Raw genomic sequence first — 16,998 nt, 5'->3', positions numbered from 1 at the left:
TTTTGCATACAAAAACGCTACTTACCAACGGCCTTTACGTCAGCTTTTTATTTGAGCTTTTATACTCAATTATGCCGCTTAAGTCCGTGCCATTCACCTTAGGCCTGCTCTAAATCCTAGCAGTGCGGTATCCTAGGTTCTCTGAACCGGGGCGGCGAGGCTCGCTGATCCGTAACCGGCATTTGAATTAGCCTTCGACCAAAGAGTACATTTCATACTATTCCTAAAAGTGTTTGATCCTATTGAGACCTCAGCTGGCCCTTCAAAAAGCTCCGCGGGCGCCTCGCGAAGCAATCCCGACTTCGTCCGCCAGCTACGGCTGACGATTCAGGGTATAGTCTAATTTGATAAAAGAACGATCGGCTTCACTAAATGGAATTTCGACTTCAATATATTGCGATTGAGCGTCTTCTTCTATGATTCGGGTATGCGATTGCAACGGCTCCCAGCCCGAGTCCAAGTTTGAGGTATTCAAAACTTGAATACCTCCGTCTAACTCGCCCCGACGTGCCCAGTATCGGAGTACTAAACTACTCGACGTAAATTTTGTGCTCATGACCTCGTCGCTTTGATTGAATAACTGAGGATCACTGCCTGACAGGTACTCTTGAATATTTAATAACTGATCGCCGTCGGGGTCGCCTGTGGGTTCCAGATCAGCCCCACTCAATCCGACCAACTCTGCGGACTGCCACTGAGCGTATGTTTGCCCAAAATGAGCGACTAGTATTTGATCTGCATTCATCGTCAAATCGAGGGTGGCATGACTGCTATCTGAATCACCGGACCATCTGATGAATGACCAGCCATCTTCAGGAACCGCAGTGAGCGTGACCGTCTCCCCATCTTCAAACCGATCCTGAGGGACCGTAGAATCAATACGGCCGGCACCGACGACATCGTGAACTAATAAATGGTAGCTGGTAAAGGAAGCCGTAAGGTCCTTATCCTCACTCATAGTGAGAGTCAGTTGATTCAAGCCACCTGGCGTATCACCTTCCCATCCAGTGAATTCAGTATGCTTATCCTCTAGCGCAACCAAGTTCACCTGCGCATTACTTGTGTAGCGAACAGCATTGGTATCTTGACCGGTCTCACCATCGCCGCTGGTCGATACGTTGAGTAACCATTCTGGAACCACGACACTCGCCACGCTTGTGCTCTTAAAATTGTTGTTTGAGTATTTTTCCTGAGCGGAGTCGTTTGGATTAATCTGCGACAGCACATAATAGCTACCCCCCTTAATCGTATCAGGCAGCGTCCCCTCGGTCACCCACTGATTGCTCTGCATGGGGTCTGGCAACCCTGCTGCCACACTCGCCACACCGAGCACTGCATCATCGTCGCTCCAATACTTATCTTTTGATAATCTAAATTCGATATCGAAAGGCACTGAAGTGCTGGTCTCAGAACTGGCATTAAACACTTCGAAATCGAGTGCTATCGTATCACCGATACCATATTCACCCGCCGTCACGTTTAGCGAGCGATTCACCCAGTCGAATTCTGAATATAGAATCAATCGCGATCCGGTAAGGTATAATTTCCCATCAACCGTGGATGCTCCATCGACGAAGTCAATTTGCTTGAGCAACTCCCAACTAAGCCCATCGACAGAGGCATACAAGTTACCGTCAGAATTAATATAAACCAGACCATCTAAGCCTGCAGCAAGATCGTCCGGCGTATTAGATCCGGCAGGGAGTGTCGTGGCTGATTGCGTCCAAGTTAGTCCATCGGTTGATCGATAGGTAACATAACTGCCATATGAACTATAAGAGAGCAGAACCACTGCACCATCAATTTCAACAAAATCATAGATCTTGCTAGCTGGAGAGACGCCTGCCGCCCAAGTCGCACCATTGTCATACGAGATCGCGAGATCACTGATTCCCGAAAGGCTTGTGCCTTGGAGAGCAATCAGCATCGAAGCCCCCGGCACGACAGCCACCGTATTTAGCGTCGCATCGACTACAAAATACTCCCAATGGATACCGTCACTTGAACGCGCAAACCTTCCATCAGAAGCAGCGGCGACAAATAAACCACGCAGGCGATCAAAGCGTATTTCTGTAGGTGCGCCTTCTAATACAAGAGTCCAGTTTTTACCGTCGGTCGATTGATAGAGGTCAGAATTGATACGTACCAAAAACTTCCCGGCACCATAAACCACATCTTCGATTGATTGAATCATCGTCCAACCGTCGAAGCCCGTAGTCGGCCGATGCCACGACTTGCCCGCATCCTCGGACCACGCAATTCCAGGATAGTGTAAGCTGTGATTCGCGACCCAGATCCCGTTGCCCTCAACAATGTTCTCAATGCGCATGGGATCGTTTTCCAATGCCTCCACTGTCCAGGACTGAAGATCACGACTATAAGCAATTCCTTCATTCGTAACGGCGACAGCGTAACTGCCATCGGCAAGTTGCCAAACTTCAGATGAACCTGAGGGTTTGCTAGCTAACCTTGACCAGTTGACTCCATCAAGTGAGCGATAAACCGCGGAACGTGTGACGCCCACATACTGCCCTGAAAAATACTCAATGCTCTCCGCGAAGGCGTCTCCAGTGCTTGCCTCCCACAAAAGTCCATCTTCGGAGCAGGCCAAAATCTCATCATCATCGAAAAGAAAAAAGCGATTAGCCAAGAATTCAATACGATCCGGGGTCGCTCCAGCCCAAGCCGCAGGGCTCCATGCATTCAAGTCGAACGAGAATTGTACACTTCCGTCTGCCATGATCGCCACAAAACGGTCCAGCCCCCAAGCCGCATCAACGGCACGCCCTAAACCTGTATTCGTAAACTGCACCTCATAATCCGATGTAATTTCAAATGTATATAAAGCGGTATCAATCGAATAGCCGCTATTGATCGCAAGACCGCGCCCCGTATCTCCCAATACAATTTTCGAAAGATCGAAAGAAGCTTTTGTTGGCGAATTAAACCACTGAAATCCGTCGACGGAGAAAACAATACCATCTCCAAGGCTCGACATCGAATAAGGTGCCGCAAAAATACCATCGTTGAATTGAAGCGCTTGACGGAGCGTTACATTACTTCCCTCCATTTGAGAGGCGACCCAGTTCTGCCCATCAAGTGAGGTGTAAAATACACCCTCGCTGCTCGATAAAATCTGTAGCTCATTGCCAGCAACCGCGAAGCTAGGTTTTGAATCCAGTTTGGGGAGTTGTAGAGTCTCCCAAGTTTCAAAGTCACTACTTCGTAAGGTTATGCCATCTCGTGTGAAAAGATAAATATCGTCCCCGAACTGCGCACTTCCAACGGTCTCATAAGGACTATAAGGCGAATACCACGCGGGATTCTGACTTTTGTTCACCGATATTTTGATCAATGCACTTGTTCTCAGGCCACTGTCATCGGTGGCAATTGCTCTGAGGTCGCCCAAACCACTTTCTTTGACGAAGATGTTAAACTCGTGACTCCCATTACGGGTGCTACTGTAAACCAGCTCGCCACGCCAATAGCAGTTAATCGAGTTGAAGTGTCCTTCAGGATCAAAGGCTGTGATTTGAACAGGCACATCAGTAAATTCAGATACAGTGCCATAGTCGACGGGAGCGACGATCTCACAAACCGGCGCACTGGATACCGGCGTTCCTGATTGCATAATCAGCCCGTCGTCACCAACTCCGACAATCGTGTTCAGCCCAAACGCCACATCATTAAACTGACTATTGAGTGCGCTAATGCCCCAAGTGATTCCATCTGCGGATAAATATATCTGACTCCCGGATACGATACCAAACTGGCTCTCGATCCTGAAAAGATTCGGGATCGAACTAAGGTTCAAATTTGTGGTATGACTGCTCCAACTGGAGCCACCATCTGCTGAGATATGAAATTTGCGGTAAGCATCATAGACATAGATTTTGCCCCCCTCTGCCAAGATACCATTCTGATACCCGTAGCCACCAGGAAGTGTCAGCACTTCCCAGAGATCACCGTCTGTGGTGACCGACACACGGGACCAGCTGGATACAATAATTCGACCGTCCATCGCATACAAACGAGAATTCCCAGAGACAGAAATCTCTTCATTTTGTGTCCAGAGACTACCATCCGTAGATTCGTAAAGTTTGGCAGAACTGCTACTACCATGATCGTATTGAATCATATAGTAACGCCCATTTCCGTAAACAATATCGACTAACAGACCTTGCTGAGCATTCAGCAGCGGTTCTAAACTCGCTGGGTGAGTGCCCCGATATAGATACTGGTTCCCACTGGAATATGAGTTCGAAGACTTTGCCCAGAATAGGCCGTTCGCATAATGAATATCGCCGATACTATAGCCCGCCGAGCTAGGCATTGCAATTTGGCTCCAATCACTCCCGTCGGCGGAATAGTACATTCTGCCTGAATAAGAAGTCTTCCAGAAGGCATAAAATCCGTGGTCGATCGAAATGACTCGATCCAGATCGTCAGTGATCCGATTAAATTCCTCCAAATTTAAGTTCTCAACAGTAGTCGAACTTGCAAGCAAGCCGCCTTCGCCACCAACAAGGATCCGATCATTATCTGCAATTGCCTGGGTAATATCCTTCGCCGTAGTCGAGCCACGAACGTATTGTAGCCCAGACCAATTCGGCAGGGATGTAGATGTATAATAACTTCGTCCTTCAAAGCCATAGAATTGACCGTCATGAAACCCCATCACTTCCTTCAAGTCCCCATTTCCCAGAGCATCCCAAGTGATACCGTCTACAGAACGAAAGACCGCCGATGAGAAATTCACATAGAAATAACCCTCAATAAAATGACAATACTCCCAATAAGGCCACACATCGGAAGGAACGGTCGCTTCCACCCAGTTGACGCCATCTGAGCTGGAGTAAACTGTCTTTGAATTCGATTTGAATGCAAGAAAACGCCCACCGCCGGCTCGCAGCATACCAATATTCGTCAGCGAAGTCGTCGACCAATCAATGCCATTACTTGAGTGCCAAATACGGCGATCTCCTGTGCGCAAGACAAACAGCCCATTTTCAAATTCAATGCTTTGTGGTGTTTCATTTCCAAAACTGACCAAGTGCTTCGTCCAAACGACGCCATCAGGAGACGTTAAGACCGGCTTTGGATCGAAAAATGAACCTTCCCCGAGTCCAACGGCAACAAACTGACCATTGCCATAAGTAAGGTCAAAGGCACGCATATCACCGGGCAACTCGATGGATTGCCAGACACCACCATCAATAGATTTTAAAAGCACCGACTCGGTTCCGGTGGCAACGGCATAGTAGACGCCATCGTGTATCAGCATGCTTCGTATATCTGCCCCCTGTGGCAGCGGGTTTCTCCAGATCCAATCTTCTAAAGGATTCGCAACCACATCCAATGCCATCGGGCGAGAAAGTCGCGTGCCCTCACTATTAGAGACAAGCACCTCATAGATGCCAGCATCGGTATCTTCAAAATTATTAAAACTCAGAACCGGAGCATCTTCATCAGGTAGAATGACACCGTCTTTTTTCCACTGATAAGTTAATGGTGCGCTCCCGTAAGCTCGCACGGATAATTCCGCATAAGAGCTACTGGCCAATGCTTTACTAGACGATTGCCAGGCGATTTCAGGCGCGCTCAGAAACTGCATGATCGCGCTCGCGTCACTTTGTACGCTCGTATGCTCATTTCTGATCAAGCAATGGTAGCTACCAAAGTCTTCTTCACGTAAGGAATAAAACCGCAAGATGCTTTGATTACCTCCCGCAATCGCATTGCCGTCACGATACCACTGATAAGAGAGGTCCAGTCCACTACTGGCTCCCACAGAAAGAGTAACGACATCACCAACCTTGGCATTTCTCGACTGAGGTTGTGAGTAAATCGAGATATCACTTTTATAAGCACCGTTTAGCTGAAAATCACCTGCAGGAGTTTCCCGGTAAGAATCAACGACAAAGAAATACTCTTGCCCACTTTCAGCCGTGAATTGGAGCGCGCTCGTCAATGAACGGCCACCATCATCATCTGAAGCGACCTCACTCAAAACGCCTGCATCCCTCGTATAGACTGCTAGAACAGTATCAAAGCCCGAACCCAGTGTATTCAAATAAAAGACTTCATCCTCAGCAGCAAGCCACTGATACCAAACACTCCGAGAAGTCGCCACCCCGGCATGCCGGGGCTCCAGCGGTTCATGAGTCGCCGCAAAATTAAAACCATCCACGGAGAAGTTCGAAGCCTCAATGCGGACCGCTTCATTAATATTATCATTTGCAGCGCGCTGCATGAGAGTTAAATGAAACGTATTCAGCGCTTCACCCGTTGAATCGACTCGAATGCGGTAGGTCGTGCCCGCCTCAGTCTGAAAATAGCCAGACCGGCTGCTCGATTGACTTGACAGAAGTGCTGTCTCGTTGACTTGCGACTCTTTAAAAACCGCCACCCAGCCCTCATTCGAACTCGCTTGAAAGCCTAACTGCATCCAACCATCTTGCTCACTCGTGATAGTGAACCACAAACTGCCCGTTCCATCCATGGGGGCCTGATAGCCACTGAGCGCCTCATCCACCGTCGCACCGACGGTGCTCCCAGTCCACTCAGCATAGGGCCATGACAGTTCAATCGCATCATCATAGGCATCTCCCATGACTGCGCTGCTGCTTAGCTCCAACGCATTATTCAACGACAGTATGCCCGCAAAGCGTACCTTCCCCTGCATCGCGTCGGTATTTTTGACCGACGCATAAAGTCGATTCAAGAGCTCATCGACCCCCTCATCTGGATACTCAGCCTTCAATAATGCCAGTGCTCCACTCACATGTGGTGCAGCCATGGACGTGCCACTCAAATATCGATAAGAACTATCCCCCACCTCGCGCGGGCGTGGAGGCACCCCATCGACATACCTGCCCATAACAAATGATGTCGACCAAATCGATTCACCGGGCGCAGAGAGATCAACAGTACCACTTCCGAAATTCGAGAACGTGGATAACTCCCCGTCACGTCGGTGAGACGCAACCGATACGATATTATTCAAATCATAGGAGGCAGGGAACTGTGGCTGGTAATCATTATTTCCGGAGTTATTTCCCGCCGATGCCACAAAAATGACACCATTCGCATATGCGTATGCGAGCGCAGTTTGCATCGCCGCGCTCTCACCTCCACCACCAAAGCTGCCGTTTATAATATCCGCTCCCATGTTGACAGCATAATAGACACCGCTAATCGCGCCTGAAGTCGTCCCAAGACCGTTCTCGCCCAGAAACTTAAGCGCCATCAACTGCACATCCCATGCAACACCGGTGACTCCAATACTATTATTACCGACCGCGCCCACCGTGCCTGCGACATGCGTCCCATGCCCATTATCATCATCTGGGCTCTTCAATGGATTTATAAAATTCGCTCCATGAATATCATCAATCCACCCGTTGCCATCGTTATCAATGCCGTCACCAGCGATCTCCGCTGAATTCACCCACATATTAGCCGCGAGGTCCTCATGAAATGTCAAAATCCCAGTGTCTAAAATCGCGACAACGACCTCCGCGGCCGAGGTCCGACGCTCCCAAGCCTCTCTCGCATCGATATCGTAGTTGGAATAATGATTAAGGCCCCACAAGGTATCATGCTCATACGCAGGATCATTCGCGGCTAACTGTCCTAATTTCAAATAGTCAGGCTCCACCGATGCAACCACATGTGTCATCGTCGCAATTTCGCGTTGCGCCTCAGTAAGCGCCTCTTCGCTCTCCAGCGGATCAAAGGCTGCGAGCAAAAAAGGACTCGTAGCGGGAGTGTCCCGAACCTCATACCCCGCAGCAAGAATAGCTTGCCGCAATTGCTCTTTGCTCGTGCCAGCCTCAGGCATCACGATTAAATGGTCCGCAACCATCGAACGAACAGATTGCACTGCATCAGCAGCGTCCTCAACTGGCGCCGGCACCACTTCTTCAGATCGAATTAGTGGATAATGAAAATCGGTTTCGTAGAGGCGAACAAACCTTCGAGGTCCGTGCGCGTCTTTGGGGATCTCCCAAGTCCGCAAAACCTGCGTCGTAGATGAGTCAAGAAAGCCCGGAATTCGACTCACTAGGGCCGAGCCTAGTCGCGCATCGTCATCCTGAACTTCGTCTCGCGATTCTGCTACAAGCGTAGAGCCCAGAGTATGATCTAAGCGGGTCGAAGGAAGCGTATTAGTGACTGTGTTGCCAGAAGCACTCAGCAGGCGATCGTCAGCAGAAGCGATCACTTCGCCTTGAGATAAGGTGGAAACTATGGCTTGATACTTTGTCTCTCCGCCCTGCTGGCTCAGGAACAAGAATAGTAATACAGCGGAGGCACAAATAAATGTATAAAATTTATTAAATTTTCCCATCGGGAAAATGATAATTACCAAAATTCAATCCCTGCAACAGATAAACTTCGAAAAACACAGTTAGCATAACGCTCGATTCAACGAAATAGATTGATTGCAGTATAAGTTCCACACGTTGTGGCGCCTGCACATGTTGCATAAACAATGAAGCAGTCGAATGGTGCCTGCTTTCGAGGGCCTCAAGCGCAAGCCGCCGTCACCACGACTCACACGATTCATACCCGAGAAGCCGAAAGCCCACCGATCCACAGCAGCTCTCATGACGCGGGCGGGCGCCCAAAGGCATAAAAAACAAGTCGCACCCCTACATCAATGATGCCGCCGCACTCAACATAATACGCAGCGCGACCGCTCCGGCACTCGGCGGGCGTCACAAGTAACGCCCCCTACGCCTTCGCCTGCTCGTAGAGCCACTTGTCCATCTTGTTGGCGGTGATGACACCGTAATTCATGGTGCCCAGCCAGCCGGACATGATGATGCCGACGGAGCCGGCGTGGTAGAGGCCTTGGATTTGATCGGAAAGTTCCATCGAGACCTTGAGGCCTTCGAATTTGGTGCCGAAGGAGGTGCCTTGCATGGACTTGGTGTAATAGTTCACCGTGCGTGGGGTGGCGGCTTCGATGTGGTCGATCTTGTCGCGCACGCCGGGGATGAAAGTTTCCAAGCTGCTGACGCACTCTTCGCACATGCGGGCCTTTTCGGCTTCGTATTGCTCGTCGGTTAAATCGTTCCACTCGTCCCAGCGGGCGTTTAAGGACGCGACCACAGTGTAGCGTGGCTCCTTGAGGTGTGGGCGGGTTTCCGGATAATAAACGGAAAAGGTGTGGCTGCTAGTGTGTATCGATGTGAGCTCATCGATGGTGTATTCGGGGGCTTTGGAAGTAAAGACGAGGTCGCCGATGTTCGGGATGGTCTCGCCCTTCTTGATGCCCATGTAAACTTGGCAGGAACTGGTGTTGTTACGCACCGCCTTGGCCTCGGCCACAAACTCGGAGCTGAATTTATCTTCGCCCACCAGATACTCGATGGTGTTGCGCACGTTGGCGTTGGAGAGCACGGCCTTGCACTTGACGGTGCGGATCGGGAATTCTTCGCTGCCGGAGTTTTGACTGCGCACGCGCACGCCGACGACTTTGCCGTCTTCCACATCCACGCCTTCGACCAGGGCATTCTTGCGCACCTCGCAGCCGTTTTTCTCCAGCTCGGCGACCATCTTTTTGATCAAAGTATCGGTGCCGCCTTGGAAGGTGAACACACCCTTGCTCATGAAATTGGAGAATACGATCCCGTATGTAATGGCAGGGTCGTCGATATGCGAGCCGTTGGCGTAGGAGATCGGCTCCATTAGCAAGCGGTGCACATCGCTGCGGCCGGGGAAGAACTCTTCGAACATTTCACCCGTGGTCTGCGTGTTGTCGTCATAGAAATTCATCTGGCGCAGGTGGGTGTAGAAGGCTTCCACCTTCTCGCGGTCGACTTTGAAGTCGTTGACCAAAATATTGGTAAAGTCTTCGCGGTCGAAGGAGGTCCACACATCCATCTGCGGATTAATGAAACGAACATCTTTGAGCTGGTGGATGGAATCGGCGATCTCCTTGGTCCAATATTTGCGACAGCTCTTGACCATGCCATGCGGGAAGCCGTGCAAGGAGATATCGAAGATGTGTCCACCGGGACGCTTAAACCAAGTCGCGAGCCCACCGAACTGGTAGTGGTGTTCGAGCAAGAGGACCTTGTGACCGTTCTTCGCCAAGTAGTTCGCCCCGGTGAGTCCACCCAAGCCGGAGCCGATGACGACGACGTCATATTCTTCTTTAATGCCTTTGAGCCAATCCTTTGCCATAATATTTCAGTTTGTAATCAGAAAATAGAGGTCAGAAGACAGAAGGCTAAATCGACGAACCCGCAAGGTGAAAAATCTGGCCGAAGGAAAGCAGGCAATCCATCACGCGGTAGGGACGCCTCGCCGAGGCGTCCGTTCGTCCAATCAGCCGCAAACGTAAACGAAGCTCTCGGACACTCGCCGCGCCCCGGGACAACGGCTCTCTCGGCGAGAGAGCCCTACCAGACACGGGCAACGCCAACCGGTAGGGACGCCTCGCCGAGGCGTCCGTTCGTCCAATCAGCCGCAAACGTAAACGAAGCTCTCGGACGCTCGCGCGTCTCGGAACAACGGCTCTCTCGGCGAGAGAGCCCTACCAAACACGGGCAACGCCAACCGGTAGGGACGCCTCGCCGAGGCGTCCGTTCGTCCAAGCAGCCGCAAGCGTAAACGAAGCTCTCGGCCCCTCGCCGCGCCTCGGAACAACGGCTCTCTCGGCGAGAGAGCCCTACCAAACACGGGCAACGCCAACCGGTAGGGACGCCTCGCCGAGGCGTCCGTTCGTCCAATCAGCCGCAAATGTAAACGAAGCTCTCGAACGCTCGCCGCGCCCCGGAACAACGGCTCTCTCGGCGAGAGAGCCCTACCAGTAAACTGCTTTAATGCCCGCAAATACAGGCGTATTCCTCTAGCTGGCAGCCACCGCAGATGTGTTGGTTCAGATAGAACTTCTCACGCACGGTTTTAGCCTCGGGAGATGGCTTGATCGAGATCACGATCGGCATGCGAGGCTGATCCGCGAGGGGCTCTACAGAGCGCAACACGTCACCGACGCGCTCGAAGCTATATTTCACGGGTGCGGAACGATCCCCGCCGATGAGGCTCACTGTTTGTTGCTCGGGCGCAATCGCCTCCCCCTCCGCGTTCAGGAAAGTGATTTGCGCGTAGCGATCGGGAGTGAGAAAGAACTCCGCATGGGGCTCAACTTGCTCGATGACGCGTCCGCCATTGGGACCGGCGGATTCGGCTGCCTGCGCAAGCGATGCGGCGCTAAGCAGGCTCAGGCTGACTAGGAGGACGGTGATGTATTGTTTGATTTTCATAATATTTGATTGGTTGCTTGGATTGGGTGACAAATACCTCGCGCCACTACTCAGAAGCAGCGGATTCGAGGCGGATGGATTTCTCTGCCGACTGGCGACAGAAAGTGTAGAAAATGGCGGGCGTCACTGCGAGGCCGAGCAGCGTGGAGCTGATCAGGCCCCCGACGATGACAATCGCCACGGGATTGAGAATTTCTTTGCCGGCCTCATCGGCGGCCAGCAGCAGCGGCACCAAGGCGAGTCCGGCGGAGATAGCGGTCATCAGAATCGGCACCAGGCGCTCTTGGGTGCCACGAATCACCATGGCCTTGGAAAAGGCTTCGGCCTCGTGGCGCATCAGGTGCAAATAGTGCGAGAGCAACATGATGTTATTGCGCGCAGCGATCCCGGTGACGGCGATGAAACCGACTAAGGTGGCGATACTGATATTGTTGAGCGTCAGGCTGGTATAGAAGATCCCACCGACCAAAGAGATCGGAATGATGGTGAGCACCACCACGACAAAGCTAAATGTTTTAAAGTAGCTATAGAGCAGGAACACGATCAGCAGCAGGATCAGCGAACACATGATCAGAATGGTGCGACGCGCCTCTTGCTGCGCTTGATACTCGCCCTCGAAGGAGACGGTGTATCCGAGCGGCAACTTCAGCTGTGTCGCCACAGCCTCTTGCAACGCTTCCACCACCTGATTGAGATCGCTCACAGTGGGGTTGATCGAAACCACAAAGCGGCGCAGTGTATTTTCGCGTAAAATGGTATTGGGTCCCTTGGCCTGGCGGATGTCGGCCACCGAACTGAGCGGCACGCGCTGCCCGCTCTGGGTATCGATATAGAGATTCGCCAAGCGCTCGGGCGACTCACGCCACTGTGCCGGCAGTCGCACCACCAGATCGTACACACGCTGGCCTTCGTAGACTTCGCCCACCACTTCGCCGCCCATCAATGCGGCCAGTTGCGTATTTAACTCACCAGGAGTGATGCCGTAGGCGAGTGCCCGGTCACGGTTCACCTCGATGCGCAGTTGCGGGATCAATGCTTGCTGCTCGGCGCGTGCCTCTTCCAGGCCGGGAATGGCGCGGGCGATCTCGGTGACCTCGTTGCCCAGACGTCGTAACTCGGCGAGGTCGGGCCCGTAGATTTTAACCGCAACCTTGGCGGACACCCCGCTCAACATGTGTCCGATGCGATCGGCCAAGGGCGTGCTGAGCGCGCTAAAGGTACCGGGTATGGTGCGCATGACATCGCGGATTTCCGCCAGAACTTCGTCGCGACTGCGGGCACTCTCGTCGGTAAACTCGACGTCAAACTCCACGGTCGACACTGGCACTACGTGGTCGCCCCGCTCGGCACGGCCGACGCGATAGCCCACGGTTTCGACTTCGGGTATTTGCAGCAATAAATTCTGCGCGGTTTCGGAGAGTTCGGTGGTATGCTTCAGCGAGGTGCCGGGCGCGGTGGTGGTGGCAATCAAGGCCGTGGGCTCACGAAAGGCGGGCAAGAAGTTGCCCCCCATACGAATCACCGCACCATAACCGACAAACAAGAGCACCCCTGTCAGCGCCAGCACTAACAAAGGTTGCGAGAGCGAAAGACGCAACCAGGTCGCGCCATAAAAACGCTTCAAGCTGCGCACCACAAACCCATCGCGGTGCACTTTGCCCGCTGCGGGATTGAGCAATAGCGAGCACAGCACCGGAATCACGGTCAACGAGACTAGGAACGAAGCGGCCATGCTGACAATGGTCGCAATCGCGATCGGAGAGAACAAGCGCCCTTCCACCCCACTCAACGCAAGCAGCGGCAAGAAGACTAAGATGATCAACACCGTGGCATATAAAATGGAGGAACGCACCTCGGCGGAGGCCCGCGCGATGACTTCGAGCCGCGACTGCGGCTGCGCCAAGGCGGCGTTTTCCCGCAGGCGCCGATACACATTTTCCACGTCCACGATGGCATCGTCCACCACCATACCGATGGCCACGGCGAGGCCCCCCAGGGTCATCGAGTTCACACTCAAATCAAAGGCAGCAAAGACCAAAATGGTCGCAGCAAGCGATAGCGGGATCGCGGTCAAAGTGATCAGAGTGATCCGTATATTAAACAAAAATATAAATAGGATCAAAGCCACCATAATGGCTCCATCCAGCAGGGCTTCTTTCAAATTACCGACGGAAAGGTTGATAAAATCGGCTTGGCGATAGAGCGTTACAATTTCGACACCTGCGGGCAGTGCGGTTTTCAATTCTTCCAGCGCGGACTCGACGTGACCGGTGAGTGCGATGGTATCGAAGCCGGGCGACTTGGTCACACTAAGAATCACGCCCGGGTAACCGGTGACCGACTCGCCGTTGGAGATCGTCTTCGAGCCCATACCGGCATCCCCGCGCATCGGCTGAATATCCCAAGTCAATTCCGCGACGTCACCGAGCCGCACGGGACGGTCGTCCTCGTAGGTCACCACCGTGTTGGCGATGTCCGAGAGTTCGGTCGTCATCGCAAGATTGCGCACCATGATCTCTTGCGCGGACTCCGTGAGAAAGCCGCCGGTGGTGTTTTTGACCGAGTTGGCCGCCGCCGCATGAATCTGCTCAAAGTTGACATCGTGCGCGCGCATGCGATCCGGATCGGGCTGCACTTGTATTTGCTTTACGCCACCGCCCATCGAGAGCACTTCGGCGATGCCGGAAATGGATTGCAGGCGTCGGCCCACGGTCCAATCCGCCAGTGTGCGCAAGTCACGCGGCGCAATCTCGCCAGTCGGATCGGCGATGCCCACCAGGAGAATGTTGCCCATCAAAGAAGCCACCGGCGTCATGTAAGGGTTCACACCTTCAGGGATCGATTCGTCGGCACCGGCCAATCGTTCCTGCACGAATTGACGCGCTTGATAGATGTCGGTGCCCCAATCGAATTCCACAAAAATCAGCGACAGCCCGACATCGTTGACGGAGCGTATGCGTGACACCCCCGTCGCCCCCATCAAGGAATTCTCCAATGGGATCGAGATCAGCGTCTCCACCTCTTCCGGCGCAAAGCCGGGCGCTTCCGTCAAAATAGTCACAGTAGGCTTGGTCAAATCGGGCAACACCTCCACCGGCAACTCGGTCGCCGTCTTGGTGCCCAAGACCAGCACGATGACCGCGAGCAAGCAGATCAACAAACGCTGCGAGAGCGAAAAACGTATCAGTTGATTCAACATTTTAAGCCGCTCCCTCTGTTTTGCGCTGCAGCAAACGCTGCCACAGAATAATCGATACGAGTGTAATCAGCGCAGCGTAAACCATGAGGAACTTACTGGTCTTGGCCGGCTCGGCATCCGGCACGTCTCCCCGTGCCGCCCGCGCCTCCGCCGCCTTGCGCGCACGGTCGGCATCGGTCATCTCGGAGCCGTCCTCATTGTGCTCATGCCCATGCGCCGCATCCAGTGCTTCCTTCAATGAGATGCCCGCACCGCCGCCGGCAAACATCAGTGAATACGCTCCGCGCGTCACCACTTCGTCGCCGGGAAACAAGCCGGAAGTCACTTCAACATAACGGTCATTACTTTCGCCCAAAATAACAGGTACCCGCACAAAGGCATTGTCCAAATCGAAGTCGGTTACAAACACCACGCGATTCGAAGGATCGCCCTGCACCGCCTCGCGCGGCACAGCGATCACATCCTCACGCTCTTGCAACACCACCGAAAACTCCGCCCGCATACCGGGGCGCAAGCGTCCCTCAGAATTGGGGATTTCAAAGATGCCCTCCACCGTGCCCGACTCACGATCGGCATTCACTCCGAAGCGCTTCAAGCGGCCCTCAATCATCATATCGCCCAGCGCAGGCACTCGAATGTGCGCCTTCGAGCCAACCGCAACACCCGCCGCTTCCTGTTCGGGGATGCGCGCCACCGCCCACATCACTGAACGATCGGAGATGTCCATTAACTCCGAATCCGGCTCGACCGGCTGCCCCAGACGTATGTGAGAAGTCACCACTAGCCCGTCTTGCGGCGCCAGCAAATCGATCGCGGGGGGCGGATCCCCTAACTGACGGGTCTCAATACGAGCGACCACCTCACCTTTTTTAACGTAGTCGCCCTCAAAGAAATGAATCGCCTTCACCCGGCCGGCGACCCGCGTGGACAGCACCGCACGATGCGAGGGCAACTCCTCGATCCGTCCGATCGCAAAGACCGTGGTCGAAAAATTTCGATAGTCCGCCTCCTCGGTCAGGATGCGTAAATTCCGCACCCCGCTCTCATCCAGGATCACGGTATTGGCTGCGCGATTGGATGCCTGCAGCAGCGGGAAAAAAGAGATCAGTGCGCCCGCCCAGCAGGTCGCTTTTGTGTAAAATGTATTCATTATATTATAATCCGGCTAGCTCGACATCAGTGGCGGCAGACCAACGGATTTTAGATTTTTTAAGTTCACTCAGCACCTCGATTTGAGTGGATTGAATTTTGAGCTGTTGCTCCTGACTTTGAAACAATTCGGGCAGACTAATCTGACCATTGGTGTAGGCCGTCTGCATGGCCGCGGCATTGCGGTCTAGCACTGCCCGCAATTGCGTTTCATATTTCTCGGCCTGATGATATAGCTCACTGGCGAGCTCAGATTGTAGCTTTGCTTCAATTTGCAACTTCGAAGCGATCGACTGTAGGCGCCACTGCATTTCGTTGCGGGCCGCACGACTCGCCGCGATATTGCCCTGATTACGATCATGCAGCGGCAGCGGCACCGAGATCCCCAGTCCAAAAGAACGGCCACGCCCCAGCCCCTCGGGCGCATCCATACTGCGCTCCTCTTTATAAAAGATTTGAATAGCCACATCGGCCCACCGCTCAGCGCGTGCACTGGCGATGCGGCCTTCCGCTAGTTCTAAAAGTAGTTGCCGCAAGCGATAGCTCGGATGTTGTTCCAATCGCGCTTGACTAAACTCTGGAAAACTCGGCGCATGCGTCGGCGTGGCTAGCGGAGTGCTGAGCTCAAACTCGTAGTCCGCCGGCATCCCCATCAACTCATTCAGCGCAGCGCGGTCTACAATCAATTGATGCTCCAAGTGATGCGCCTCTTGCTCGGTCACATACAAGGCCATCTGCAACTGGTCGACTTCCACCGTCGATGCCTCACCGGTCTGCACGCGCGACTCGATAAACTTAAGGAAATTTCGATTCAGCTCAGTCAACTGCGAGCGCAGCGCCCACTCCGCCTGCGTGGTGGCTAGCGTCACCACCGCCAGTCGCACTTGCAACTTAAGCTCACGCATCTGCTCCTCGATCTCGGCGCGCGCGACTTCGATTTCTTTCTGAGCGAGTGCCCGCTCCAGCTTCAGACGATTTGTAACCGGGAAGCGCTGCGTAAAGGCAAGTCCGAAGTTCTGCTCGCCCTCATCGTTAAAGGCCTGATCGCCCTGATAGCTCAAGCCCAGCTCCGGATTGCTCAGTCGGCCCGCTTGCAATAAGCGCCCCTCTGCCTGTGCCACCACGGCTTGTGCCGCCAGCAATAAGGGCTGATTTTCCAGCGCCAATTGCACGGCTTGTTCCGAACTCAGCTGAACTTTTGATTGTGCGGACAGCTCTCCTGCCCCGATCAATAACGCAACGCAAAGCAGCGCGCGCATAAAATAAAATTTTGAATACATACGATTCCTGATACTGTTGATTAAACAGTGCCGCCAAATTCCGTAGAACTGAGGTCGACACCACAGAGCCACCGCGATGGCCAAAGTGAACACA

6 protein-coding genes are annotated in these 16,998 nt (G+C 53.1%); all 6 read right to left on the bottom strand.

Annotated elements, in window-relative coordinates:
* Positions 1-313: 313 nt before the first annotated feature.
* On the bottom strand, positions 314-8,350 hold the full coding sequence (locus QEH59_RS10710; protein WP_308985367.1) for a S8 family serine peptidase: 8,037 nt from the start codon (positions 8,348-8,350) through the stop codon (positions 314-316).
* Positions 8,351-8,736: 386 nt separating this feature from the next.
* On the bottom strand, positions 8,737-10,194 hold the full coding sequence (locus tag QEH59_RS10705) for a phytoene desaturase family protein (RefSeq protein WP_308947886.1): 1,458 nt from the start codon (positions 10,192-10,194) through the stop codon (positions 8,737-8,739).
* A gap of 638 nt (positions 10,195-10,832) precedes the next feature.
* A complete protein-coding gene (locus tag QEH59_RS10700; protein ID WP_308985366.1) occupies positions 10,833-11,276 on the bottom strand; it encodes an SGNH/GDSL hydrolase family protein in 444 nt (147 codons plus the stop codon).
* 46 nt (positions 11,277-11,322) lie between these two features.
* Complete coding sequence (locus QEH59_RS10695; RefSeq protein WP_308985365.1) at positions 11,323-14,475, bottom strand: efflux RND transporter permease subunit; 3,153 nt, start codon at positions 14,473-14,475, stop codon at positions 11,323-11,325.
* A 1-nt stretch (position 14,476) separates the two neighbouring features.
* Positions 14,477-15,625 (bottom strand): efflux RND transporter periplasmic adaptor subunit, encoded by a 1,149-nt coding sequence (locus tag QEH59_RS10690; protein ID WP_308985364.1) that lies wholly within the window; start codon positions 15,623-15,625, stop codon positions 14,477-14,479.
* A 4-nt stretch (positions 15,626-15,629) separates the two neighbouring features.
* Complete coding sequence (locus tag QEH59_RS10685; protein ID WP_308985363.1) at positions 15,630-16,904, bottom strand: TolC family protein; 1,275 nt, start codon at positions 16,902-16,904, stop codon at positions 15,630-15,632.
* Positions 16,905-16,998: the final 94 nt, after the last annotated feature.

Origin of the sequence: Thalassobacterium sedimentorum (genome assembly GCF_031127905.1) — a bacterium.
Classification (GTDB): domain Bacteria; phylum Verrucomicrobiota; class Verrucomicrobiia; order Opitutales; family Coraliomargaritaceae; genus Thalassobacterium; species Thalassobacterium sedimentorum.
The sequence above is the reverse complement of the archived record's forward strand: the minus strand, read 5'-3'. Positions and strand labels throughout refer to the sequence as shown.

Coding starts and splice junctions, on each gene's coding strand:
- QEH59_RS10710 (WP_308985367.1), bottom strand. CDS start 8,350: ATGGGAAAATTTAATAAATTTTATACATTTATTTGTGCCTCCGCTGTA.
- QEH59_RS10705 (WP_308947886.1), bottom strand. CDS start 10,194: ATGGCAAAGGATTGGCTCAAAGGCATTAAAGAAGAATATGACGTCGTC.
- QEH59_RS10700 (WP_308985366.1), bottom strand. CDS start 11,276: ATGAAAATCAAACAATACATCACCGTCCTCCTAGTCAGCCTGAGCCTG.
- QEH59_RS10695 (WP_308985365.1), bottom strand. CDS start 14,475: ATGTTGAATCAACTGATACGTTTTTCGCTCTCGCAGCGTTTGTTGATC.
- QEH59_RS10690 (WP_308985364.1), bottom strand. CDS start 15,625: ATGAATACATTTTACACAAAAGCGACCTGCTGGGCGGGCGCACTGATC.
- QEH59_RS10685 (WP_308985363.1), bottom strand. CDS start 16,904: ATGTATTCAAAATTTTATTTTATGCGCGCGCTGCTTTGCGTTGCGTTA.